This window comes from Enterobacter sp. E20, assembly GCF_000801755.2.
GTDB lineage: Bacteria > Pseudomonadota > Gammaproteobacteria > Enterobacterales > Enterobacteriaceae > Enterobacter > Enterobacter asburiae_B.
On sequence record NZ_CP012999.1, the window covers coordinates 266,902 to 291,915 of the forward strand.

A 25,014-nucleotide genomic window follows, 5' to 3' on the forward strand; every position below is an offset into this window, starting at 1 on the left:
CCTTAATCAAATTTCATACGTGTGGCTTTCAGGTTCACAATCGCCAGAGCGCCTACCAGCAGGAAGATCAGGGTGGCAATCGCTGCCGCCAGACCGAAGTCCTGGCCGCCGCCGCCTTCGAAGGCGATACGGTAGGTGTAGCTCACGAGCAGGTCGGTATAGCCTGCTGGCGTCGTGGTGCCAAGGCGGTCCGGGCCGCCGTTGGTCAACAGCTGAATCAGCACGAAGTTGTTAAAGTTAAAGGCGAAGCTGGCAATCATCAGCGGCGTCAGCGGCTTAATGAGCAGCGGCAGCGTAATTTTAAAGAAGTTCTGGAACGGGCCAGCGCCGTCCATCGCCGAGGCTTCGTACAGATCGTCCGGGATAGCCTTCAGCAGGCCCATGCACAGGATCATCATGTACGGATAACCGAGCCAGGTGTTCACGATGATAATCATCGAGCGAGCGGTGGTCGGGTCGCTGAACCAGGCCGGTTTGATGCCGAACAGGGCGCTCAGCATCATGTTGATTTCACCGAAGCTCTGGTTAAACAGCCCTTTGAAAATCAGAATCGAGATAAACGACGGTACGGCATACGGCAGGATCAGCAGCACGCGGTAAATCGCTTTGCCTTTCAGGGATTCCCACTGGACCAGACAGGCCAGAACCATGCCCACGGCCACGGTCAGGATCACCGTCAGCACCGAGAAGACCACCGTCCAGACGAAGATGGCGAAGAACGGTTTCTGAATGCCTTCATCGGTAAACACGCGGGTAAAGTTGTCCCAGCCGATGGTGACGGTATAGCCCGGGCTGAGCTTGTCATCACCCCATTTGCCGTCGGCAGTAATGGACTGATAGAAACCAATGTCGTTATTCGGACGATATTTCACGCCGCTCTGGTTGTTGGTCAGCGTGCCGTCGTCCGCCAGGGTATACAGCGGCTGCGTGCCGGAGAACTGGCGCAGCGAGCTCATGGTCACCTTGCTTTCGTCTGGCAGCACGGCGGTGAGCTGTGTCAGCGCCTGACGATTCTGGGTAATAACGCGCAGGTTGGCACGTTCACCTTCCGGCAGGGCCTGTGCCTCTTTTAAGGCCAGCTTCTGCTCGCCGCCAAATTTGAACGCGTCGGAGACATAGTATTTGCTGCTTGCTTCGTCAGTAAGCGCTAACTTCCAATCGTTCCCGGCAGGATAGAGGCCGAAGTTAAAGGTCTTGCCTGCCTGATATGAGCGATCCAGCAGGACCTGCTGCGCACGTTCCTGCGCAAGCTGGTTGGTGCTGCTGTAGTTGGTAAACGCAATGGCGATGGTACAAATCAGCGGGAACAGGACAAACAGCCCCATCCCGGCCACGCCCGGGTAGACATAGCGCCAGGCATAGGCTTTACGATTAGCGAAAATATACAGGCCAGCAGAGCTTAAAATCAGCGTCATGATGGCAAACAGATATTCCCCTTGTACGTACATTAAAACAACAAGGTAACCCACCAGCAGGCACAGCAGACCTATCGCTGACCACTTCAGCGCGTCGCTTTGCCACCAGCGTTTCTTTTTAATGACATCCATGGGGTTTTTCCTCTACAACGTTTGATCTTTTCTCCCTCTCCTGGGGGAGAGGGCCGGGGTGAGGGCGTGCGGATAGCGCCAACCCTCACCCTAACCCTCTCCTAAAGGGAGAGGGGACTACGTCATTACTTAGTAATACGACCCTGAGCATCTTTCAGCGCGGCATCGACAGTCTGACGACCGCTTGCAGCGTTGATGACCGCGGTACGCGTGGCGTACCAGAACGCAGCCATCTGTGGGATGTTCGGCATGATTTCGCCTTTCTGGGCGTTATCCATGGTGGCCGCGATACGTGGATCTTTCGCCAGCTGATCCTGGAAGGATTTCAGCGCGACGGCGCCCAGCGGTTTGTCCTTGTTCACTTCATCCAGACCCTGATCGGTCAGCAGGTAGTTTTCCAGGAACTCTTTCGCCAGCTCTTTGTTCGGGCTGGCGGCGTTGATGCCCGCGCTCAGCACGCCAACGAACGGTTTAGACGGCTTGCCTTTGAAGGTTGGCAACAGCGTCACGCCGTAGTTGACTTTGCTCTTGTCGATGTTGGTCCAGGCCCACGGACCGTTGATGGTCATCGCGGTTTCGCCTTTGTTGAACGCCGCTTCCGCGATGGAGTAGTCAGTATCCGCGTTCATGTGTTTGTTCTTGATCAGATCAACCAGGAAGGTCAGACCCGCTTTCGCGCCCGCGTTGTCCACGCCCACGTCTTTCACGTCATATTTGCCGTTTTCAAACTTGAACGCGTAACCGCCGTCGGCAGCAATCAGCGGCCAGGTGAAGTACGGCTCTTGCAGGTTGAACATCAGCGCGGATTTACCTTTCGCCTTCAGCTCTTTATCCAGTTTCGGGATCTCTTCCCAGGTTTTCGGTGGGTTTGGTACCAGGTCTTTGTTGTAAATCAGAGACAGGGCTTCAACCGCGATAGGGTAAGCGATCAGCTTGCCGTTATAGCGAACGGCATCCCAGGTGAACGGGAACAGTTTGTCCTGGAAGGCTTTATCTGGCGTCACTTCAGCCAGCAGGCCAGACTGCGCGTAACCCCCGAAACGGTCATGCGCCCAGAAGATGATGTCCGGGCCGTCGCCGGTTGCTGCAACTTGCGGGAACTTCTCTTCCAGCTTGTCAGGGTGTTCTACGGTAACTTTGATGCCGGTATCTTTTTCGAATTTTTTGCCCACTTCGGCCAGGCCGTTATAGCCCTTGTCGCCGTTAATCCAGATAACCAGTTTGCCTTCTTCAATTTTGGCGAGCGCCGGTGCGGAAATCATCATTGCTGCGAGGGCGGACAATGCGAAAACGCGTGCGCCAGTCTTGATATTCATAGCTGCCATCCTTTTTGGTGATGTCTCATGGTATGACTTCAGTGGTTCAACGTGTCTCAGTCTCCTTATTTGACATCCTCTTTCCATCCTCCCAACCCCTACGCCCCACCCCCCGTTTGTGTGATCTCCGTTGCATAAATTTAAGTTATGAGTGCTGGCGCACATAAAAACCCACCGAATTTTGCAGGCGGCTTCACGAATTTTGCCTCAGCCCGCCCACGGCGGTCGCAGAGCCTGCTCCCTCATCCTCCCGCCTCCTCCCCCATAAAAAAGGCGGGGGGTGGAGGATTCGGGAAAGTAATGGATACCCCATAGTGAACTTATCTTGAATGTTTCTGTCGGTGACAGGTTGTAACGAAGGGAGAAGGGCATGGCGAGCGTACAGCTGCGTAATGTAACGAAAGCCTGGGGTGACGTTGTGGTGTCGAAAGACATCAATCTGGACATCAACGAAGGTGAATTCGTGGTGTTTGTTGGCCCATCAGGCTGCGGTAAATCTACTCTGCTGCGTATGATTGCCGGTCTTGAAACGATTACCAGCGGCGACCTGCTGATTGGTGATACCCGAATGAACGACATCCCGCCTGCCGAACGTGGCGTCGGTATGGTGTTCCAGTCTTATGCACTCTATCCACACCTTTCCGTTGCCGAAAATATGTCCTTCGGCCTGAAGCTGGCCGGCGCGAAGAAAGAGGTCATTAACCAGCGCGTGACGCAGGTAGCGGAAGTGTTACAGCTGGCCCACTTGCTGGAGCGTAAACCAAAAGCGCTTTCCGGTGGTCAGCGTCAGCGTGTGGCGATTGGCCGTACGCTGGTGGCCGAACCGCGCGTGTTCCTGCTCGATGAACCTCTTTCTAACCTGGATGCCGCCCTGCGCGTCCAGATGCGCATTGAAATCTCCCGTCTGCACAAGCGTCTTGGCCGCACGATGATTTACGTCACCCACGATCAGGTGGAAGCGATGACCCTCGCCGACAAAATCGTGGTGCTGGATGCCGGCCGCGTGGCGCAGGTGGGTAAACCGCTGGAGCTGTACCACTACCCGGCAGACCGCTTTGTTGCGGGCTTCATTGGCTCGCCAAAGATGAACTTCCTGCCCGTCAAAGTGACCGCGACAGCCATTGAACAGGTTCAGGTGGAGCTGCCAAACCGCCAGCAGGTCTGGCTGCCGGTCGACAGCGCCAACGTACAGGTCGGGGCAAACATGTCCCTCGGTATTCGTCCTGAGCACCTGCTGCCGAGCCACATCGCTGATGTGACCCTGGAAGGTGACGTTCAGGTCGTCGAACAGCTTGGTCACGAAACACAGATTCATATCCAGATCCCCGCCATCCGTCAGAACCTGGTCTACCGCCAGAACGACGTGGTGTTGGTAGAAGAGGGTGCCACATTCGCTATCGGCTTGCCGCCAGAGCGTTGCCATCTGTTCCGTGAGGATGGCACTGCATGTCGTCGGTTGCACAAAGAGCCAGGCGTTTAAGCAATCCCAAAAGAAGACACGAAACCGACAGGTGAAGTGTTCAAAGAAAAGCAATGATCTCAGGAGATAGAATGATGATTACTCTGCGCAAACTTCCTCTGGCAGTTGCCGTCGCAGCGGGCGTAATGTCTGCTCAGGCAATGGCCGTGGATTTCCATGGTTATGCTCGTTCCGGTATCGGCTGGACGGGTAGTGGCGGCGAACAACAGTGCTTCCAGGCAACCGGTGCTCAAAGTAAATACCGTCTGGGTAACGAATGTGAAACCTATGCGGAACTGAAACTGGGCCAGGAAGTGTGGAAAGAGGGCGATAAGAGCTTCTACTTCGACACCAACGTCGCGTATTCCGTGGCGCAACAGAACGACTGGGAGGCCACTGACCCGGCGTTCCGTGAAGCCAACGTGCAGGGTAAAAACCTGATTGAGTGGCTGCCAGGTTCGACTATCTGGGCCGGTAAGCGCTTCTATCAGCGTCATGACGTCCACATGATCGACTTCTACTACTGGGATATTTCAGGTCCTGGTGCAGGTCTGGAAAACATCGACGTAGGTTTTGGTAAGCTCTCTCTGGCTGCAACCCGTTCTTCTGAAGCCGGCGGTTCTTCATCCTTCGCCAGCAACAGCGTTTATGACTACACCACTCGCACGGCGAACGATGTCTTTGACGTGCGTTTAGCCCAGATGGAAATTAACCCGGGCGGTACCCTGGAGCTGGGGGCTGATTACGGCCGTGCAAACCCACGTGATGATTATCACCTGATCGACGGCGCATCTAAAGATGGCTGGATGTTCACCGCTGAACACACGCAGAGCATGCTGAAAGGCTACAACAAATTCGTTCTGCAATATGCAACTGACTCTATGACCTCTCAGGGTAAAGGTCTGTCGCAAGGTTCGAACATTGGCACCACTGACGATATCAACTACGGCATCAACAACAATGGGCACCTGTGGCGCGTACTTGACCACGGTGCTATCTCGCTGGGCGATAGCTGGGATCTGATGTACGTCGGTATGTACCAGGATATCAACTGGGATAACAACAACGGTACGAAATGGTGGACCGTAGGCGTTCGTCCTATGTACAAATGGACGCCTATCATGAGCACTCTGCTTGAAGTGGGCTACGACAACGTCAAATCTCAGGAAACTGGCGAAACCAACAACCAGTATAAAATCACCCTGGCACAACAGTGGCAGGCTGGCGACAGCATCTGGTCACGTCCAGCAATCCGCGTCTTCGCCACCTATGCCAAGTGGGATGAGAAATGGGGTTATGCGCCTTCAGGTAAAAACTCCGTTGCGGGTTACACCCCAGGCATGGCCTATAGCGATACCACTGCGAAAAGCTTCAGCCGCGGCGACAACGATGAGTGGTCCTTCGGCGCTCAGATGGAAATCTGGTGGTAATCCCGTCTTAACCTGACGTAATGACCAAACTGAGGGGCGCAAGCCCCTCAATCCTTGGAACGGCGCGCTATTGCCTGGCTACCGCTGAACCTGTGCATTTTGAGGTGATAACAATGAAAATGAACAAAACTCTCCTTGCCCTTTGTTTAACCGCAGGGCTGCTGGCAAGCGCGCCTGCTGTAACGCTCGCTAACGTCAATTTCGTTCCGCAAAACACAACATCCGCGCCAGCCATTCCGACAGCTGCATTGCAACAGCTTGTCTGGACCCCTGTCGATCAGTCTAAAACCCAGACCACCCAGCTCTCAACGGCTGGTCAGTCACTTAATGTTCCGGGTATTACCGGCCCTGTCGCTGCGTATAGCGTACCCGCCAATATTGGTGAACTGGCCATTACCTTGACCAGTGAAGTTAATAAGCAGACGAGTGTATTTGCACCAAACGTGTTAATTCTCGATCAGAACATGACGCCATCTGCCTTTTTCCCAAGTGAATACTTTACGTATCAGGAACCCGGCGTGATGAGCGCTGACCGTCTGGAAGGCGTCATGCGCCTTACGCCAGCGCTGGGCCAGCAAAAACTCTACGTTCTGGTCTTTACCACTGAGCAAGATCTTCAGAAGACCACCACGTTGCTCGATCCGGCTAAAGCCTACGCAAAAGGTACCGGTAACGCGATTCCTGATATTCCAGACCCGATTGCTCATCACGTCACCGACGGAACGTTAAAGCTGAAGGTGAAAACGAACAGCGGTTCAAGCGTGCTGGTCGGCCCGCTGTTTGGCTCTTCCGGTTCCGGCCCTGTCACTGTAGGTAACACAGCTGCTCCTGCCTATACCGCGCCAGCTGCCACGGCAGCCGCACCGGTAGCGACCGCAGCGCCTGCCCCGGCGAAGAAAGCCGAGCCGGTACTGAACGACACCGAAGAGTACTTCAACAACGCCATTAAGCAGGCGGTGAAGCGCGGCGATGTCGATAAAGCGCTGAAACTGCTTGATGAAGCCGAACGTTTAGGTTCAACCACTGCCCGTTCCACCTTTATCAGCAGTGTAAAAGGCAAGGGGTAACCGTTTCCCCACAGTGCTGATTTGTTAGTAGTTTGGTGCGCCTGAGTGGGCGCACTTTTTTTCGTATCCGCCAGGCTGTTGCGCCCATGTTGCGATCGTGATCGTTAAATAACGTTTGGCCCCCCTCAATCCGTGTTTCTGCGATACAATGCCATTACGTTATGTATCGGAGAGTCTGGCATGTCACACCCTGCGCTAACGCAACTGCGTGCGCTGCGCTATTTCGACCAAATACCTGCGCTTGATCCGCAGCAACTGGACTGGCTGTTGCTGGAAGATTCCATGACGAAACGTTTTGAGCAACAGGGTAAAACGGTCACGGTGACCCTGATTCAGGAAGGGTTTGTCTCGGGCGATGAGATCGCCAGCGAGCTGCCGCTGCTGCCGCAAGAGCCACGCTACTGGCTGCGCGAAATTTTACTCTGTGCTGATGGTGAGCCGTGGCTTGCCGGGCGGACGGTGGTCCCCGAGTCCACCCTTTCCGGGCCAGAGCTCGCGCTGCAACGTCTGGGGAAAACGCCTCTGGGGCGTTACCTTTTTACCTCGTCTGAGCTTACCCGGGATTTTATTGAGATTGGTCGTGATGCCGAACTCTGGGGGCGTCGTTCCCGCCTTCGCCTGAGCGGTAAACCGTTAATTCTGACGGAGCTTTTTTTACCGGCATCACCGTTGTACTAAGAGGAAGAAAAAAATGGAGTGGAGCCTGACGCAGAATAAGCTGTTGGCGTATCACCGCTTAATGCGTACCGATAAACCCATTGGCGCGTTACTGCTGCTGTGGCCGACCCTGTGGGCGCTGTGGCTCGCCACGCCGGGCGTGCCGCCGCTGTGGATCCTGGCCGTGTTCGTTGCCGGCGTCTGGCTGATGCGCGCGGCGGGCTGCGTGGTGAATGACTATGCCGATCGTAAATTCGACGGTCATGTTAAGCGTACTGCCGGACGTCCGTTACCCAGCGGGCAGGTCACCGGGAAAGAAGCCCGCGTGCTGTTCATTGTTCTGGTGCTGCTCTCTTTCCTGCTGGTGTTAACCCTCAACACCATGACCATTCTGCTTTCCGTTGCGGCGCTGGCGTTGGCCTGGGTATATCCCTTTATGAAGCGCTATACCCACCTGCCTCAGGTGGTGCTGGGCGCGGCGTTTGGCTGGTCGATTCCGATGGCGTTTGCGGCGGTTAGTGAGTCCTTACCGCTAAGCTGCTGGCTGATGTTCCTGGCGAACATTCTCTGGGCCGTGGCGTATGACACGCAATACGCGATGGTAGACCGCGACGATGACCTGAAGATTGGCATTAAATCCACCGCCATCCTCTTTGGTCGTCAGGACAAGCTGATTATCGGTATCCTGCAGGTCGCGGTACTGGCGCTGATGGTCGCCATCGGTCGCCTGAACGGGCTGAACTGGGAGTTTTACTGGTCCGTGCTGGTGGCGGGGCTGCTGTTTGCTTATCAGCAAAAGCTGATTGCGAAGCGTGAACGTGAAGCCTGTTTTAAAGCGTTTATGAACAATAACTACGTTGGTCTGGTGCTGTTTTTAGGCCTGGCGATGAGCTATTTCTTATAAAAAAGTCGGGTGGCGGCTTCGCCTTACCCGACCGATGAGTTAGCAGGACATGGAGGCCCGGTAAGCGTTAGCGCCACCGGGCTTTTTTTATCGGCGACGCAGCAGCCGGAGCGCGTTCGCCGTCACCAGCACCGTTGCCCCGGTATCCGCCAGCACCGCCAGCCACAGTCCGGTCATGCCGAGCAGGGTCGTCACCAGGAAAATCCCTTTCAGCCCGAGCGCAATGCCGATGTTCTGACGGATGTTGGCCCGCGTCGCCCGCGCCAGGCTAATCATCTGCGCCAGCCCGGTCAGGCGGTTGTGCGTCAATGCCGCGTCGGCCGTTTCCAGCGCCACGTCGGTCCCGCTGCCCATCGCAATACCAATGGTGGACGCTTTCATCGCCGGGGCGTCGTTAATCCCGTCACCGACCATTGCCAGCGGCCCGCGAGCGTTCAGTTCCGTCACGGCGCTGACCTTATCCGCAGGCAACAATCCGGCTTTAAACTCCAGCCCCAGCTCACCGGCAATCGCTGCCGCCGCGCGAGGGTTATCACCGGTGAGAATAACGCCCTGCACGCCCAGCTTGTGCAGCGCCGCCACGGCTTCTTTTGCGTCATCGCGCAGGGTATCGCGCAGCGCCAGCATCCCTTTCGCGACGCCGTCCTGCAGGACGGTCACGACGGTTTGTCCGGTCTGTTCTAACGCCTCAACCTCTGGATTGGAAGACTTGCCTGCCGCGACAATCAGCACCTTTTTACCGTCAACGGTGGCCTCAATCCCTGACCCGACAAGCGCCCGCTGGGCGGTTGCCGGAGGGATATTCAGCCCGCGCGACTGCGCTTCTCGCACAATCGCCTGCGCCAGCGGGTGAGTGGACCCCTGCTCAACGGCGGCGGCCAGTGTAAGCAGCTCATTTTCACTGATTTCCTGCGGATATACGCCGGTCACCTGCGGCTTGCCCACAGTTAACGTACCGGTTTTATCGAAGGCGATATGCTGGACCTGGCTCAGCTGTTCCAGCGCCGCGCCGCCCTTAATCAGCGCGCCGTGACGCGCCGCCGCCGCCAGACCTGAGGTAATTGCCGCCGGGGTGGAAATCACCAGCGCGCACGGGCAGCCAATCAGCAGCAGCGTCAGCCCTTTATAAATCCAGCCCTCCCACTGCGCGCCAAAGAACAGCGGCGGGACGACGGTGACCAGCAGGGCAACCAGCATGATGGCAGGGGTATAAATCCGGCTGAAGCGATCGATAAAGCGTTCGACCGGCGCGCGGCGCTCTTCGGCCTCTTCAATCAGCTTGAGGATACGGTCGATGGCGCTGTCGCCCGGCTCGGAAAGCACGGTGAGCTGCACCAGACGGTCGACGCTGGTGGCGCCAGCAGGCACTTTTTCACCCGCGGCACGCTCTACCGGAATGGATTCCCCGGTCAGGGCGCTTTCATCAAAGCTCGCGGTGGCGGTAAGCAGCGCGCCGTCTGCGGGCAGACGCCCCCCTGCGGCCACCTCAATCACGTCGCCCGGGCGCAGCGTGTTGATAGCGACCGTTTCACGCGTGCCGTTTATCACGCGAGTGGCGGTTTCCGGCTTCAGCGCCATCAGCGCGCTGACCCCTTTACGCGCCCGGCTCGCTGCCCAGCCCTCAAGACGTTCGCCGATTAAGAACAGCAGCAGCACCATCGCCGCTTCTGCCGTCGCGCCAATAAACAGCGCGCCGATTGCAGCCACGCTCATCAGCGTTTCGATGGCAAACCAGCTGCCGCTTTTCATCAGGCGCAGCGCCTGACGGGCAATCGGGAACAGCCCGACCAGCGTGGTGGCGATAAACGCCAGATTGCCGAACGGATGGTTAACCTGCTCCAGAGCCCAGCTCAGGGCCATCATGATGATGAGGGTAATGAGCGGCAGGTTTTCTTTCAGGGAGGAGGCTTTTTCAACGGGCGCCGTTTCGCTACGCAGGGTATAGCCCGCCTGGCTGACGGCGGCTTCAACCTGCTTGCTGACGTCGCTATCGGCGCTGACCAGCAGCTTTTCGGTGGCGAACAGCACCTGAACGTGACTCACGCCCGGCACCTGCTTGACGGCGTTTTCCACCTTGCGGGCGCAGGCCGCGCAGTCCATGCCGTTGACGACCCAGCTGAAGCGGTTGCCGCTTTCAGGAAGGGGTTGAGCTGGCGTTTCGCACGCGCCTTCGCAGCAGCAGTCGTCTTTCGACGGAGCCGGGATGAGCTTAAGTGCCGAGAATTTAGGAACTTTTTTAGGTATTTCTGGAGTCGACATGGCAGTCTCCGGCAATGATAATTTTCTCATTAACCGCAGCATACACTCTGGAGTCGACTCCAGAGTCAAGCGCTATTTAGATATACAGCGAACGCACAATCAGGAAATGCCCGGCAAAGTAACAGGCGGCTGCAATCGCGTTATCCGCCCGGAAGCGGCGGCGATAGTGGCTGCCCAGCCAGACGACGTTGCCGATCAGCAGCAGCGCGGCGCCGAAGAACGCTGACATCGCCGGAGCGGTCGGGCGGAAGAACCACAGTTCACCTGCCAGCCACACCATCACCAGCGTCATGGCGATAAAGGTACAGACCGGCAAACGCATCTCTTCCAGACGCGACCAGATCACCGCAATCAGCAGGGCGCCAATCACCAGCAGCACCAGCGGCAGCGGCCAGAAGAAGGAGAGCGTCATCTGGCTGGCAAAGTAGATGGTATACAGCAGATGGGAGAGGAAGAACGCCCCAACGGCGTACAGCAGGCGCTGGCGCGGCAGCAGGGTTAAGGCATCGCCAATCAGGGATGCACACAGCCCGGCGAGCACCAGATAGCTGACGGCGTTAAACATCGGCGCTTGCCAGGCCAGCAGCAGCAGGAGCAACAGCGTGACCGGTTTAAACAACCAGCGCTGCCAGGTGGGACCGCGGTACGATGCATCGACATAAAGCCATGCGGAAAAACAGACAGCGATAAATGACCAAAGCATATTAACTCCCTGTATCTGTTAAGTCTGAATAATCAGTTTCTGATCCAGTGTAGTGACGCGGGCGGGCGTTTGGCAATGGCGGGGGAGGCAAGGTATCCTGAATTCCGCAAAATCTGATGGGATTGTCGAATGAGCAAGATGCCGCTTTTTTTCATTATCGTGGTGGCGATTATCGTCATTGCCGCCTCGTTCCGTTTCGTGCAGCAGCGCCGCGAGAAGGCGGATAACGATGCCGCACCGCTGATGCAAAAGCGCGTGGTGGTGACCAACAAACGCGAGAAACCGCTCAATGACCGCCGCTCGCGCCAGCAGCAGGTGACGCCTGCGGGCACAGCAATGCGCTATGAAGCGAGCTTTAGGGCGGAAACGGGCGGCCTGGAGATGACCTTCCGCCTGGAGGCGCAGCAGTACCATCAGCTGATGGTGGGTGAGAAAGGAACGCTGAGCTACAAAGGGACGCGGTTTGAAGGGTTTGAACCGGAGCGGTAATTTTCCCCTCACCCCGGCCCTCTCCCACAGGGAGAGGGTGTAATCATTCCCTCTCCCTGTGGGAGAGGGTTAGGGTGAGGGCATCAGACCGCGCCTTACTTCTTCACCTGCGCCTTAAACTTCTTCATCCACACCAGCAGTTCAAACACGCCGAAAATAAACACGCGCAGCTGCTGCCAGCCCGTCATCTGCGGGCCGTCTTTCGGCAGGCCGTTTTTCAGCATCACCATCTGCAGGGCATGCATAAACGACGTGAAAATCAGCGCGACGTTAACGAAAATATTCATCGGGCGCGGGAAGGGGTGTACCAGGTTGAGAATTAAAAACGCCCAGACGCCCAGCATCAGCAAACGTCCCAGGTTAATCAGTACCGGCATCGGAGCCTCCTTGTGCCTGACGGTGATAAAGACGGTAAGCGACCTGGCCTGCGACCTTTTCGCGGTGCAGATCCCAGTGGGCGGGAACCGGCGGTAAACCGTTTTCCACTTCGCTTTCAACGTAAATTAGCGCGTCATCCGCCAGCCAGCCGTTTTGCTCCAGCAGGGATAACGTCTCTTCCAACAGCCCCTTGCGGAACGGCGGATCGACAAACACCACGTTATGCGGCGTGCCTTTCTGCGCAAGAAAACTCAGCGTGTTGGTGTTCACGACTTTGGCGTTGCTCGCTTTCAGCGTCGCCAGATTTTGCTGCAGCGTCTGCGCAACGCCGCGCTCCATCTCCAGCAGCGTGGCGCTGGCGGCATAGCGCGACAGCGCTTCCAGGCCGAGCGCGCCGCTTCCGGCGAAGCAGTCCAGGCAGTGGGCGTCTACCATTGACGGGGCCAGCCAGTTAAACAGCGTCTCGCGCACGCGGTCGGTAGTAGGGCGTAAACCGGGGCTGTCCGGCACCGGTAATTTCCGGCCTCGCCACTGACCGCCGATAATACGAATTTGACCGGCCGGGGCGCGGTTGGGTTTCTTCATCTCAGGAAAGCTCTGTTAACAATTGGCCTGCGATTGCGGGCGGTGATGTCAATTAAGTAAAGTGTTAGACTATTTCATCATTTTTTTAGCTTCCATGTATATAGCGCCGCGAGGAGTGTAGTCGCAGATGGCAAAACAAAAAAAACGTGGCTTCTTTTCCTGGCTGGGCTTCGGTGAAAAAGAGCAAGAAACAGAACAGAAAACCGAAGAGCAACAAGCCGTTGAAGAGCAGTCACAGCCTGAAACGCCTGTAGAAACCGCCGCGGTTGTCGAAGCGGAAGAAACGGCGCACAGCAAAGAAGAGATTGAAGCCTTTGCTGAAGAGGTGGTTGAGGTCACTGAACAGGTTCAGGAGAGCGAGAAGCCAGAACCGGTTATCGTTGAGGATATTACCGAAACGCCACAGGCCGTTATCGAGCACGAAGAGCTGCCGCTGCCGGAAGAGGTGAAAGCCGAAGAGGTTTCTGCCGAAGAGTGGCAGGCGGAAGCGGAAACCGTTGAAATTGTTGAGGCGGTGGAAGAAGAAGCGGCACTCGAGCCAGAGCTGACCGACGAAGAGCTGGAAGCCCAGGCGCTGGCGGCAGAAGCCGCGGAAGAGGCGATTATCGTCGTGCCGGTAGAAGAGCAGGCCGAAGAAGAGAGCGTCCAGGAGCAGGAAAAACCGACCAAAGAAGGTTTCTTCGCGCGCCTGAAGCGCAGCCTGCTCAAAACCAAAGAAAACTTAGGTTCCGGATTTATCAGTCTGTTCCGCGGCAAGAAGATCGACGACGATCTCTTTGAAGAGCTGGAAGAACAGCTGCTGATTGCGGACGTCGGCGTGGAAACCACCCGTAAGATCATCGCCAATCTGACCGAAGGGGCGAGCCGCAAACAGCTGCGCGACGCCGAAGCGCTGTACGGCCTGCTGAAAGACGAGATGGGTGAAATTCTCGCAAAAGTTGACGAACCGCTTAATATTGAAGGCAAAACGCCATTTGTTATTCTGATGGTTGGCGTGAACGGCGTGGGTAAAACTACCACCATCGGCAAGCTGGCGCGTCAGTTCGAACAGCAGGGCAAATCGGTGATGCTGGCGGCGGGCGATACCTTCCGCGCGGCAGCGGTTGAGCAGCTGCAGGTTTGGGGCCAGCGCAACAACATTCCGGTGATTGCCCAGCATACCGGCGCGGACTCCGCGTCCGTGATCTTCGATGCCATCCAGGCGGCGAAGGCGCGCAACGTGGACGTGCTGATTGCCGATACCGCAGGGCGTTTGCAGAACAAATCGCACCTGATGGAAGAGTTGAAGAAAATCGTCCGCGTTATGAAGAAGCTGGACGAAGACGCACCGCATGAAATTATGCTGACCATTGATGCCAGCACCGGACAGAACGCCATCAGCCAGGCGAAGCTGTTTAATGAAGCGGTAGGACTGACCGGGATCGCGCTGACCAAGCTGGACGGCACCGCGAAAGGCGGGGTGATCTTCTCCGTGGCCGACCAGTTCGGCATTCCTATCCGTTACATCGGTGTGGGCGAGCGTATTGAGGATTTGCGTCCGTTTAAGGCGGACGACTTTATTGAGGCATTATTTGCCCGAGAGGACTAACAATGATTCGCTTTGAACACGTCAGCAAGGCCTATCTCGGTGGGAGACAAGCGCTGCAGGGGGTGACATTCCACCTGCAGCCGGGCGAGATGGCATTCCTGACCGGCCATTCCGGCGCGGGGAAAAGTACCCTGCTCAAGCTTATCTGTGGGATCGAGCGGCCAAGCGCCGGGAAAATCTTTTTCGGCGGCCATGAGATCAGCCGCCTGAAAAACCGCGAAGTGCCGTTCCTGCGTCGTCAGATCGGCATGATTTTCCAGGATCACCACCTGCTGATGGATCGCACCGTTTTCGATAACGTGGCCATTCCGCTGATTATTGCCGGCGCCAGCTATGACGATATCCGCCGCCGCGTTTCTGCGGCGCTGGATAAGGTCGGGCTGCTGGACAAAGCGAAGAACTTCCCGATCCAGCTCTCCGGCGGTGAGCAGCAGCGCGTGGGCATCGCCCGTGCGGTGGTGAACAAGCCTGCCGTACTGCTGGCGGATGAACCAACCGGTAACCTGGACGATGCCCTGTCCGAAGGGATTTTGCGTCTGTTTGAGGAATTTAACCGCGTAGGAGTCACCGTATTGATGGCGACGCACGACATCGGGCTCATTTCCCGTCGTTCGTACCGCATGCTGACCCTGAGCGACGGGCATTTGCACGGAGGCCACGGTGAATAAGCGTGATGCAATAAACCAGATTCGGCAGTTCGGAAACCGGTTTGACCGTTTCCGTAAGCCGCAGGGCGGTGGTGACGGCAATCGTAATGCGCCGAAGCGCCAGAAGGCCGCGCCAAAACCGGCCTCCCGTAAAACCAACGTGTTTAACGAGCAGGTGCGCTACGCCTTCCATGGCGCGCTGCAGGACCTGAAAAGCAAACCGCTGGCGACGTTCCTGACGGTGATGGTGATCGCCATCTCCCTGACGCTGCCAAGCGTCTGCTATATGGTCTATAAAAACGTCAACCAGGCGGCCTCACAGTATTATCCGTCTCCGCAGATCACGGTCTATATGGATAAAGCGCTCGACGATAACGCCGCGGCACAGGTGGTCGGGCAAATCCAGGCCGAGCAGGGCGTGGAGAAGGTCAACTATCTCTCCCGTGAAGACGCGCTGGGCGAGTTCCGTAACTGGTCTGGTTTTGGCGGCGCGCTGGATATGCTCGAAGAGAACCCGCTGCCCGCCGTGGCGGTGGTGATCCCGAAGCTGGATTTCCAGGGGACCGATTCGCTTAACACCCTGCGCGATCGCATCACGCGCATTAAGGGCATTGATGAAGTGCGCATGGACGACAGCTGGTTTGCGCGCCTTGCTGCCCTGACCGGGCTGGTAGGACGCGTCGCGGCGATGATTGGCGTGCTGATGGTGGCGGCGGTCTTCCTCGTCATCGGTAACAGCGTGCGCCTGAGCATCTTTGCCCGTCGCGATACCATTAACGTGCAGAAACTGATTGGTGCGACGGATGGTTTCATCCTCCGACCGTTCCTTTACGGTGGCGCATTGCTCGGTTTTTCCGGTGCATTTCTTTCACTGATATTGTCAGAAATTTTGGTGATGCGGCTCTCTTCTGCCGTGACTGAAGTGGCGCAGGTTTTCGGAACGAAGTTTGATATCAGTGGCTTAGGCTTCGATGAGTGTCTGTTGCTGCTGCTGGTTTGTTCGATGATTGGGTGGGTGGCAGCCTGGCTGGCAACCGTTCAACATTTACGTCACTTTACTCCCGACTAATAAAAGCGTGATATAATCTTTCCCTGCACCGAGATGCTCGCTCTGCAGGGAAAGCGTCCCTGTTGTCGCTTCCCCTGTTATCATCTTCATGTCACAATTTGTGCGTAATTTATTCACCGTTGCACCTGGAACTTGTGGATAAAATCACTGTCTGATAAAAGAGTGAATGCTAATCTCGTTGCTCAAACGCTTTGGCATGGTTGTTGCCTGACGGGGACGACCAGGACCAGAAGAAACATTGAGAGGAATGAATGACCAAAGAAATGCAAACTTTAGCTTTAGCCCCTGTTGGTAACCTGGAATCTTATATCCGGGCTGCGAACACCTGGCCGATGTTAACGGCCGAGGAAGAAAAGGAGCTTGCTGAAAAGCTGCATTACCAGGGCGATCTGGAAGCAGCGAAAAAGCTGATCCTGTCTCACCTGCGCTTTGTTGTTCACATTGCTCGTAACTATGCGGGCTATGGCCTGCCGCAGGCGGACTTGATTCAGGAAGGCAACATCGGCCTGATGAAGGCTGTGCGTCGCTTTAACCCGGAAGTGGGTGTGCGACTCGTCTCCTTCGCTGTGCACTGGATCAAAGCAGAAATTCATGAATACGTGCTGCGCAACTGGCGTATCGTGAAAGTCGCCACGACAAAAGCGCAACGCAAACTGTTCTTCAACCTGCGTAAAGCCAAGCAGCGTCTGGGCTGGTTCAACCAGGATGAAGTGGAAATGGTGGCGCGCGAGCTGGGCGTAACCAGCAAAGACGTGCGTGAGATGGAATCCCGTATGGCCGCGCAGGACATGACCTTTGATATGTCCTCCGACGACGACGCATCTGACAGCCAGCCAATGGCGCCGGTTCTGTATCTGCAGGATAAAACCTCTAACTTTGCTGATGGCATCGAAGAGGATAACTGGGAAGATCAGGCCGCGAACAAGCTGACCCATGCGATGGAAGGCCTCGACGAACGTAGCCAGGATATTATTCGCGCCCGCTGGCTGGACGAAGACAACAAGTCCACGCTGCAGGAGCTGGCCGACCGCTACGGCGTTTCTGCGGAACGTGTCCGTCAGCTTGAAAAGAACGCCATGAAAAAACTTCGCGCCGCTATCGAAGCGTAATTTCCGCGAAGTACACCGAGAACCCCTGGATGAAAGTCTGGGGGTTTTGTTTTTTTAGCGCCCGCTCTGGCGAATTCCCTCCCCCTGGCAAACACTTACTGATGCGCTAAGCAGGCGACTTTCTCAGGGGGACAGGGTGAAAAATAACGAACTGAACGACCGGCGTTTACAGGCGACGCCGCGCGGCATCGGCGTGATGTGTAACTTCTACGCCGATAAAGCTGAAAACGCCACGGTGTGGGACGTGGAAGGTAACGAGTATATCGACTTCGCCGCCGGGATCGCGGTGCTGAATACCGGCCATCGCCATCCAAAAGTCATTTCCGCCATTGAAAAACAGCTCCACGCGTTTACCCATACGGCGTACCAGATTGTGCCGTACGAAGGCTATGTGGCGCTTGCCGAGCGCATCAACCAGCGCGTGCCCGTTGACGGTCCGGCCAAAACCGCGTTCTTCTCCACGGGGGCAGAGGCGGTCGAAAACGCGGTCAAAATTGCCCGGGCGTATACCAAACGTCCCGGCCTTATCACCTTCGGCGGCGCGTTCCACGGCCGCACCTTTATGACCATGGCGCTGACCGGCAAAGTTGCGCCGTACAAGCTCGGCTTTGGCCCGTTCCCCGGTTCGGTGTATCACGCGCAGTATCCGAATGAACTGCACGGCGTCAGCACGGCGGAAGCGTTGAAAAGCCTGGAACGCATCTTTAAAGCGGATATCGCACCCGACCAGGTCGCGGCCATTATTCTCGAACCGGTTCAGGGAGAGGGCGGTTTCAACATTGCGCCAGCTGATTTTATGCAGGCGCTGCGCGCCCTGTGCGACACCCACGGTATTTTGCTGATTGCCGACGAGGTGCAAAGCGGCTTCGCCCGTACCGGCAAGCTGTTCTCGATGGAACACCACTGCGTGAAGCCCGATCTGATCACCATGGCGAAAAGCCTGGCGGGCGGGATGCCGCTCTCAGCGGTTTCTGGCCGTGCGGAGGTGATGGATGCCCCTGCACCGGGCGGGCTGGGCGGTACCTACGCCGGAAACCCGCTGGCGATTGCGGCGGCGCATGCCGTGCTCGACGTGATTGATGAAGAGGATCTCTGCACGCGCTCGGCGCATCTTGGCCATCACCTGGTGGAAGTGCTGAACAAGGCGAAAGAACACTGCCCGTATATCGCTGACATTCGCGCGCAGGGATCGATGGTGGCGGTGGAATTTAACGACCCGCAAACGGGCCAGCCTTCGCCGGAATTTACCCGCCAGGTGCAGGAGCGTGCGTTGCAGGAAGGGCTGCTTCTTCTGAGCTGCGGCGTCTACGGCAACGTCATTCGTTTCCTGTATCCGCTGACTATCCCTGAAGCGCAGTTCCGTAAAGCGCTGGACATTATCTCCGCGTCGCTGACACGTTAAAGCCACATGCCCGGCGAAAATCCCTGCCGGGCTTATCATATATTCATTTCAAATTAGCTATTCCAAAATCATAAAAATCGGGTATGTTTTAGCAGAGTATGCTGAAAAAGCGCGGACAGCACACCTATAACTGATATAAAGCGCTGCACAACAACATCACAACAATCGTAATAACCATAATAATGGGGAATCTCAGGATGAACATGAAGGGTAAAGCGTTACTGGCAGGATGTATCGCGTTGGCATTCAGCACCATGGCACAGGCAGATATCAAGGTGGCTGTAGTTGGCGCAATGTCCGGTCCGGTAGCACAGTACGGCGACCAGGAATTTACCGGCGCTGAACAGGCGGTCGCAGACATTAATGCCAAGGGCGGTATCAAGGGCGAAAAACTGCAGATCGTAAAATATGATGATGCCTGTGACCCGAAACAAGCGGTCGCGGTCGCGAACAAAGTGGTGAACGACGGGATCAAATACGTTATCGGTCACCTGTGCTCTTCCTCTACTCAGCCAGCGTCTGACATCTACGAAGACGAAGGTATTCTGATGATCACCCCGGCAGCGACCGCACCGGAGCTGACCGCGCGCGGCTACAAGCTGACCCTGCGCACCACCGGTCTGGACTCTGACCAGGGCCCAACCGCGGCGAAATACATCGTTGAAAAAGTGAAGCCAAAGCGCATTGCCATCGTTCATGACAAGCAGCAGTACGGTGAAGGTCTGGCGCGTTCAGTGCAGGATAACCTCAAGAAAGCGAATGCCGACGTGGTGTTCTTCGACGGGATCACCGCCGGTGAGAAAGACTTCTCCACCCTGGTGGCGCGTCTGAAGAAAGAGAATATTGATTTCGTTTACTACGGTGGCTACCACCCGGAAATGGGCCAGATCCTGCGCCAGGCGCGCGCTGCGGGCCTGAAAACCCAGTTTATGGGCCCGGAAGGCGTGGCGAACGTTTCCCTGTCTAACATTGCGGGTGAATCAGCCGAAGGCCTGCTGGTGACCAAACCGAAGAACTACGACCAGGTTCCTGCGAACAAACCTATCGTAGATGCCATCAAGGCGAAGAAACAGGATCCAAGCGGCGCGTTCGTCTGGACCACCTACGCGGCGCTGCAGTCTCTGCAGGCGGGCCTGAACCAGTCAGCCGATCCGGCTGAGATTGCCACCTGGCTGAAAGCGAATACCGTCGAGACCGTCATGGGACCACTCTCCTGGGACGCGAAGGGCGACCTGAAGGGCTTCGAGTTCGGCGTGTTTGACTGGCATGCGAACGGCACGGCGACAGACGCCAAATAATTTTCCCGTCGCCTTTCGCGCCGCAGGTGCGTTGGCTGCGTTATTCAACCCCGGTCACTTACTTATGTAAGCTCCCGGGGATTTCATAACTTGCCGCCTTCCTGCAACACGAAATGCTTGGGAAAATACGGTGGAGAATGTAGGCCGGGTAAGGCGCAGCCGCCACCCGGCTTTCTTTTAGCGCTTCTCCCACCCGCTCTCCTGCGCCGTAAACCCTAACGCCTGCATAAACGCCGCCATCACGCCGCGGTCTTCCACGCCCACGTCAGCCATCCACCATGAGGTCACGCTCGGGTTTTCGCGGATCACTTCTTCAATTAAATACTGTCCCACACCGCGACGACGGGTGACGTCACGCACGCGCAGCGAGTCCAGCGCCCCTTCCGTACCGCTCAGGGTTACGCGAACCGCTGCCAGCAGGCGTTCGTTAAAACGCGCGGCATAAATGCGGTGGGTCTCATCAACGCGCAGCGACGAAGGGGAATATTCCGGCCAGATCTTGCCCAGGTCGATATGATCCTGGTCGCTAAAGGTCACCAGACGCACGATAGTCAGTTTCATTAGCCACTTGTCCAAATCAGATTGAGTAGGGGCAGTGTACTCAATTTATTCACTCAGCGGCTTCCTCTTTTTATTCTCATTAACCAGGTGATTAGTTTTTTGGCAACGCGATGGGCAGTTTGAAAACACATGGATCGAAAAATAAGCAGAATTTTAACCTGAACGGTAGTGATTTATTCGGCGCTTTGTACCGTTATTTTATGCTGCAAACTGCACTTTTATTTGTTTATCTCTGCCTGATTTCAGAATATTATCTTTGCTTAATCGCCTGAAAAATAGAGATTTTAGTCTGGTTTTTGACAAAAAACTGCGCTAAACCATTAAAGGCACTGGTAAAAATAGCGTTGTTCATTAAAAGTACAGAATGCTTTTTAACCATAATAAAACAAAATATAAACACGACATCACGAATGGGGATTCAGAGATGAAAAGGAACGCGAAGACGTTAATCGCGGGGATGGTCGCACTGTCGATCTCGCATGCCGCTATGGCAGACGACATTAAAGTTGCGGTAGTGGGCGCGATGTCCGGCCCTGTTGCCCAGTGGGGTGACATGGAGTTCAACGGCGCGCGCCAGGCCATCAAAGACATCAACGCTAAGGGCGGCATCAAAGGCGACAAGCTGGTGGGCGTGGAATATGACGACGCCTGCGATCCGAAACAGGCCGTCGCGGTCGCCAACAAAATCGTCAACGACGGGATTCAGTATGTGATCGGCCACCTGTGCTCATCCTCCACGCAGCCGGCGTCTGATATCTACGAAGACGAAGGCATTCTGATGATCACCCCAGGCGCAACGAACCCGGAACTGACCCAGCGCGGCTACCAGCACATTATGCGTACCGCCGGTCTGGACTCCTCGCAGGGCCCCACCGCCGCCAAATATATCCTCGAGACCGTTAAGCCACAGCGCATTGCCATTATTCATGACAAACAGCAGTACGGCGAAGGCCTGGCGCGCTCCGTGCAGGACGGCCTGAAAAAAGGCGGCGCGAACATCGTCTTCTTCGACGGCATTACCGCCGGTGAGAAAGACTTCTCCGCGCTGATTGCTCGCCTGCAAAAAGAGAATATCGACTTCGTTTACTACGGCGGCTACTACCCGGAGATGGGCCAGATGCTGCGTCAGGCGCGCGCCACCGGTCTGAAAACCCAGTTTATGGGGCCAGAGGGCGTGGGCAATGCCTCCCTGTCAAACATCGCGGGGGATTCTGCCGAAGGCATGCTGGTGACGATGCCAAAACGCTATGACCAGGATCCGGCCAACAAGGCTATCGTGGATGCGCTCAAGGCGCAGAAGAAAGATCCGAGTGGTCCGTACGTCTGGATCACCTACGCGGCCGTACAGTCTCTGGCCACCGCGCTGGATCGCTCCGGCAGCAAAGAACCGCTGGATCTGGTGAAAGATTTAAAAGCACACGGGGCGAACACCGTGATTGGGCCGCTGAACTGGGATGAGAAAGGCGATCTGAAGGGATTTGAGTTTGGTGTCTTTAAGTGGCACGCCGACGGTTCATCCTCGGCCGCCAAATAATTATCCCACCGCCCGGCATGACGGGCGGGTATAAAAAGGTTTGCATATGTCCGAGCAGTTTCTCTATTTCCTGCAGCAGATGTTTAACGGCGTTACGCTGGGAAGCACCTACGCGCTGATCGCCATCGGCTATACGATGGTTTACGGCATTATCGGCATGATCAACTTCGCCCACGGCGAGGTGTACATGATCGGTAGCTACGTCTCCTTTATGATTATCGCCGCCCTGATGATGATGGGCATCGACAGCAGCTGGCTGCTGGTCGCCGCCGGGTTTGTCGGCGCGATTGTGATTGCCAGCGCCTACGGCTGGAGCATTGAGCGCGTGGCCTACCGGCCGGTGCGCAGCTCCAAGCGCCTGATTGCGCTTATTTCCGCGATCGGGATGTCGATCTTCCTGCAAAACTACGTCAGCCTGACCGAAGGCTCGCGCGACGTGGCGCTGCCAAGCCTGTTTAACGGCCAGTGGATTGTGGGGGCCAGCGAAAACTTCGCGGCCTCTATCACCACCATGCAGCTGGTTATCTGGGTCGTGACCTTTATTGCGATGCTTGCCCTGACGCTGTTCATCCGCTACTCGCGTATGGGACGCGCCTGCCGCGCCTGCGCGGAAGACCTGAAGATGGCGAGCCTGCTCGGCATCAACACCGACCGCGTGATTGCCCTGACCTTCGTGATTGGCGCCGCGATGGCGGCGGTGGCGGGCGTCCTGCTCGGCCAGTTCTACGGCGTGATCAACCCATACATCGGCTTCATGGCCGGGATGAAAGCCTTCACCGCGGCGGTTCTGGGCGGTATCGGCAGTATTCCGGGCGCGATGATCGGCGGCCTGATCCTGGGCGTGGCCGAAGCGCTCTCCTCGGCGTACCTGAGCACGGAGTATAAAGACGTGGTGTCGTTTGCCCTGCTGATTCTGGTTCTGCTGGTGATGCCTACCGGTATTCTGGGCCGTCCGGAGGTAGAGAAAGTATGAAACCGATGCATTTTGCAATGGCGCTGCTCTCTGCCGCCATGTTCTTCGTGCTGGCCAGCGTCTTTATGGGAGTCCAGCTTGAGCTGAATGGCACCAAACTGGTTGTCGATACCGCAGCTGACATCCGCTGGCAGTGGGTATTTATCGGTACGGCCGTGGTGTTCCTGTTCCAGCTGCTGCGTCCGCTGTTCCAGAAGACGCTGAAAAACGTCTCCGGTCCGAAATTCGTCCTGCCGGCAATCGACGGTTCTACGGTTAAGCAGAAGCTGTTCCTCGTGGCGCTGCTGGTGGCCGCCGTGGCGTGGCCGTTCGTGGTGTCGCGTGGCACCGTGGATATCGCCACTCTGACCATGATCTACGTGATTCTCGGTCTCGGTCTGAACGTGGTCGTGGGGCTCTCGGGCCTGCTGGTGCTGGGCTACGGCGGCTTCTACGCCATCGGCGCCTATACCTTCGCATTGCTGAACCACTATTACGGTCTCGGCTTCTGGACCTGCCTGCCGCTGGCGGGGCTGGTCTCTGCCGCTGCAGGCTTCCTGCTTGGCTTCCCGGTACTGCGCCTGCGCGGTGACTACCTGGCGATTGTGACCTTAGGCTTCGGCGAAATCGTCCGTATCCTGCTGCTCAATAACACCGAAGTGACCGGCGGCCCGAACGGCATCAGCCAGATCCCGAAACCGACCTTCTTCGGGCTGGAGTTCAGCCGTACCGCCCGCGAAGGCGGCTGGGATACCTTCAGCAACTTCTTCGGCGTGAAGTATGACCCGTCCGACCGCGTGATCTGGCTCTATCTGGTGGCGCTGCTGCTGGTGGTGATTACCCTGTTCGTGATCAACCGCCTGCTGCGCATGCCGCTGGGCCGCGCGTGGGAAGCGCTGCGTGAAGATGAGATTGCCTGCCGCTCCCTGGGCCTGAACCCGACCCGCATCAAGCTGACCGCGTTCACCATCAGCGCCGCGTTTGCCGGTTTCGCCGGAACGCTGTTTGCCGCGCGTCAGGGCTTCGTTAGCCCGGAATCGTTCACCTTCGCCGAATCCGCCTTTGTGCTGGCGATTGTGGTGCTCGGCGGGATGGGCTCGCAGTTCGCCGTTATCCTCGCGGCCATCCTGCTGGTGGTCTCGCGCGAGCTGATGCGCGACTTTAACGAATACAGCATGCTGATGCTGGGTGGTTTGATGGTGCTGATGATGATCTGGCGTCCGCAGGGTCTGCTGCCGATGACCCGTCCACAGCTGAAGCTGAAGAACGGGCAAGCGAAAGGAGAGCAGGCATGAGTCAGCCATTATTATCCGTTAACGGTCTGATGATGCGTTTTGGCGGCCTGCTGGCGGTCAACAACGTGAATCTGGATTTGCACAAGAAAGAGATTGTCTCCCTGATTGGTCCGAACGGCGCAGGGAAAACCACGGTCTTTAACTGTCTGACCGGCTTCTACAAGCCAACGGGCGGCACCATCATGCTGCGCGACCAGCATCTGGAAGGGCTGCCGGGCCAGCAGATCGCCCGTATGGGCGTGGTGCGTACCTTCCAGCACGTGCGTCTGTTCCGCGAGATGACGGTGATTGAGAACCTGCTGGTGGCCCAGCATCAGCAGCTGAAAACCGGGCTGTTCTCCGGCCTGCTTAAAACCCCGGCCTTCCGCCGCGCGCAGGATGAAGCGCTTGACCGCGCCGCCACCTGGCTCGACCGAATTGGCCTGCTGCAGCACGCCAACCGTCAGGCGAGCAACATGGCCTACGGTGACCAGCGTCGCCTGGAGATCGTGCGCTGCATGGTGACGCAGCCGGAAATCCTGATGCTCGACGAACCGGCGGCAGGGCTCAACCCGAAAGAGACCAAAGAGCTGGACGAGCTAATTGCCGAGCTGCGCGACAGTCACGACACCACCATCCTGCTGATTGAGCACGACATGAAGCTGGTGATGGGCATTTCGGACCGTATCTACGTGGTAAACCAGGGCACGCCGCTGGCAAACGGCACGCCGGAAGAGATCCGCAACAACCCGGACGTGATCCGCGCATACCTTGGTGAGGCATAAG

Annotated in this window: 23 protein-coding genes; 16 read left to right on the forward strand and 7 right to left on the reverse strand. The window is 56.8% G+C overall.

Annotated features, from left to right (window positions below):
- Positions 1–2: 2 nt before the first annotated feature.
- Positions 3–1,547 carry a maltose ABC transporter permease MalF gene (gene malF / locus NI40_RS01185; protein WP_039264158.1) on the reverse strand — a complete coding sequence of 515 codons (1,545 nt, stop codon included), beginning with the start codon at positions 1,545–1,547 and terminating at the stop codon, positions 3–5.
- Positions 1,548–1,672: 125 nt separating this feature from the next.
- Positions 1,673–2,863 carry a maltose/maltodextrin ABC transporter substrate-binding protein MalE gene (gene malE / locus NI40_RS01190; protein WP_039264157.1) on the reverse strand — a complete coding sequence of 397 codons (1,191 nt, stop codon included), beginning with the start codon at positions 2,861–2,863 and terminating at the stop codon, positions 1,673–1,675.
- A 370-nt stretch (positions 2,864–3,233) separates the two neighbouring features.
- Here malE and malK point away from each other — a divergent pair, with 370 nt between their 5' ends.
- From malK to ubiA, 5 genes are all read left to right on the forward strand, one after another.
- Positions 3,234–4,343 carry a maltose/maltodextrin ABC transporter ATP-binding protein MalK gene (gene malK, locus NI40_RS01195; RefSeq protein WP_023310005.1) on the forward strand — a complete coding sequence of 370 codons (1,110 nt, stop codon included), beginning with the start codon at positions 3,234–3,236 and terminating at the stop codon, positions 4,341–4,343.
- 71 nt (positions 4,344–4,414) lie between these two features.
- Positions 4,415–5,752, forward strand: a complete 1,338-nt coding sequence (locus NI40_RS01200; protein WP_072210885.1) for a maltoporin — start codon at positions 4,415–4,417, stop codon at positions 5,750–5,752.
- 113 nt (positions 5,753–5,865) lie between these two features.
- Positions 5,866–6,819: a maltose operon protein MalM gene (gene malM / locus NI40_RS01205; RefSeq protein ID WP_039264155.1), complete on the forward strand. Its 954-nt coding sequence runs from the start codon at positions 5,866–5,868 to the stop codon at positions 6,817–6,819.
- A 180-nt stretch (positions 6,820–6,999) separates the two neighbouring features.
- Complete coding sequence (gene ubiC / locus NI40_RS01210) at positions 7,000–7,497, forward strand: chorismate lyase (RefSeq protein WP_023334136.1); 498 nt, start codon at positions 7,000–7,002, stop codon at positions 7,495–7,497.
- A 13-nt stretch (positions 7,498–7,510) separates the two neighbouring features.
- Positions 7,511–8,380: a 4-hydroxybenzoate octaprenyltransferase gene (gene ubiA, locus NI40_RS01215; protein ID WP_039264154.1), complete on the forward strand. Its 870-nt coding sequence runs from the start codon at positions 7,511–7,513 to the stop codon at positions 8,378–8,380.
- Between the two features lie 87 nt (positions 8,381–8,467).
- Here ubiA and zntA read toward each other — a convergent pair whose 3' ends face one another.
- Together zntA and NI40_RS01225 are read right to left on the reverse strand one after the other, a co-directional pair.
- The gene (gene zntA / locus NI40_RS01220; RefSeq protein ID WP_039264153.1) at positions 8,468–10,639 is read right to left on the reverse strand and encodes a Zn(II)/Cd(II)/Pb(II) translocating P-type ATPase ZntA; all 2,172 of its coding nucleotides are present in this window, start codon (positions 10,637–10,639) and stop codon (positions 8,468–8,470) included.
- 76 nt (positions 10,640–10,715) lie between these two features.
- Positions 10,716–11,342, reverse strand: coding sequence for a lysoplasmalogenase (locus NI40_RS01225; RefSeq protein ID WP_024906687.1), 627 nt, complete (start codon positions 11,340–11,342; stop codon positions 10,716–10,718).
- A 129-nt stretch (positions 11,343–11,471) separates the two neighbouring features.
- Here NI40_RS01225 and NI40_RS01230 point away from each other — a divergent pair, with 129 nt between their 5' ends.
- A complete protein-coding gene (locus NI40_RS01230; protein WP_039264151.1) occupies positions 11,472–11,831 on the forward strand; it encodes a DUF2500 domain-containing protein in 360 nt (119 codons plus the stop codon).
- Positions 11,832–11,926: 95 nt separating this feature from the next.
- Here the strand turns inward: NI40_RS01230 and NI40_RS01235 are convergent, their stop codons facing one another.
- Both NI40_RS01235 and rsmD read right to left on the reverse strand, forming a co-directional pair.
- On the reverse strand, positions 11,927–12,208 hold the full coding sequence (locus NI40_RS01235; protein ID WP_010436509.1) for a DUF1145 family protein: 282 nt from the start codon (positions 12,206–12,208) through the stop codon (positions 11,927–11,929).
- Positions 12,192–12,794 (reverse strand): 16S rRNA (guanine(966)-N(2))-methyltransferase, encoded by a 603-nt coding sequence (rsmD, locus tag NI40_RS01240; RefSeq protein WP_023310014.1) that lies wholly within the window; start codon positions 12,792–12,794, stop codon positions 12,192–12,194. Before rsmD ends, NI40_RS01235 begins: the two co-directional genes overlap by 17 nt.
- Before the next feature lie 127 nt (positions 12,795–12,921).
- On the opposite strand from rsmD, the gene ftsY reads away from it, so the two are divergent.
- The 6 genes from ftsY to livJ all read left to right on the forward strand — a co-directional run bounded on the left by ftsY (position 12,922) and on the right by livJ (position 19,907).
- Positions 12,922–14,382: a signal recognition particle-docking protein FtsY gene (gene ftsY / locus NI40_RS01245; RefSeq protein ID WP_039264149.1), complete on the forward strand. Its 1,461-nt coding sequence runs from the start codon at positions 12,922–12,924 to the stop codon at positions 14,380–14,382.
- Between the two features lie 2 nt (positions 14,383–14,384).
- Positions 14,385–15,050 (forward strand): cell division ATP-binding protein FtsE, encoded by a 666-nt coding sequence (gene ftsE, locus NI40_RS01250; protein ID WP_025758973.1) that lies wholly within the window; start codon positions 14,385–14,387, stop codon positions 15,048–15,050.
- Positions 15,043–16,098: a permease-like cell division protein FtsX gene (ftsX, locus tag NI40_RS01255; protein WP_032662628.1), complete on the forward strand. Its 1,056-nt coding sequence runs from the start codon at positions 15,043–15,045 to the stop codon at positions 16,096–16,098. Before ftsE ends, ftsX begins: the two co-directional genes overlap by 8 nt.
- A gap of 251 nt (positions 16,099–16,349) precedes the next feature.
- The gene (gene rpoH, locus NI40_RS01260; protein ID WP_023310018.1) at positions 16,350–17,207 is read left to right on the forward strand and encodes an RNA polymerase sigma factor RpoH; all 858 of its coding nucleotides are present in this window, start codon (positions 16,350–16,352) and stop codon (positions 17,205–17,207) included.
- A gap of 136 nt (positions 17,208–17,343) precedes the next feature.
- Positions 17,344–18,609, forward strand: a complete 1,266-nt coding sequence (locus NI40_RS01265) for a 4-aminobutyrate--2-oxoglutarate transaminase (protein ID WP_029741816.1) — start codon at positions 17,344–17,346, stop codon at positions 18,607–18,609.
- A 197-nt stretch (positions 18,610–18,806) separates the two neighbouring features.
- Entirely contained in the window at positions 18,807–19,907 is a 1,101-nt protein-coding gene (livJ, locus tag NI40_RS01270) for a branched chain amino acid ABC transporter substrate-binding protein LivJ (RefSeq protein WP_072163886.1), read from the forward strand.
- 177 nt (positions 19,908–20,084) lie between these two features.
- On the opposite strand, the gene panM is transcribed toward livJ, so the two are convergent.
- The gene (gene panM / locus NI40_RS01275; protein WP_023334145.1) at positions 20,085–20,468 is read right to left on the reverse strand and encodes an aspartate 1-decarboxylase autocleavage activator PanM; all 384 of its coding nucleotides are present in this window, start codon (positions 20,466–20,468) and stop codon (positions 20,085–20,087) included.
- A gap of 424 nt (positions 20,469–20,892) precedes the next feature.
- Between panM and livK the strand changes: the two genes are divergently transcribed.
- The 4 genes from livK to livG are packed head-to-tail and all read left to right on the forward strand — an operon-like array spanning position 20,893 to position 25,013.
- Positions 20,893–22,002 carry a high-affinity branched-chain amino acid ABC transporter substrate-binding protein LivK gene (gene livK / locus NI40_RS01280; RefSeq protein WP_039264148.1) on the forward strand — a complete coding sequence of 370 codons (1,110 nt, stop codon included), beginning with the start codon at positions 20,893–20,895 and terminating at the stop codon, positions 22,000–22,002.
- Between the two features lie 46 nt (positions 22,003–22,048).
- Positions 22,049–22,975, forward strand: coding sequence for a high-affinity branched-chain amino acid ABC transporter permease LivH (gene livH, locus NI40_RS01285; RefSeq protein ID WP_008500099.1), 927 nt, complete (start codon positions 22,049–22,051; stop codon positions 22,973–22,975).
- Positions 22,972–24,249, forward strand: coding sequence for a branched chain amino acid ABC transporter permease LivM (livM, locus tag NI40_RS01290; protein ID WP_023310023.1), 1,278 nt, complete (start codon positions 22,972–22,974; stop codon positions 24,247–24,249). The genes livH and livM overlap by 4 nt, the downstream gene beginning before the upstream one ends.
- Positions 24,246–25,013, forward strand: coding sequence for a high-affinity branched-chain amino acid ABC transporter ATP-binding protein LivG (gene livG, locus NI40_RS01295; protein ID WP_039264146.1), 768 nt, complete (start codon positions 24,246–24,248; stop codon positions 25,011–25,013). The genes livM and livG overlap by 4 nt, the downstream gene beginning before the upstream one ends.
- Position 25,014: the final 1 nt, after the last annotated feature.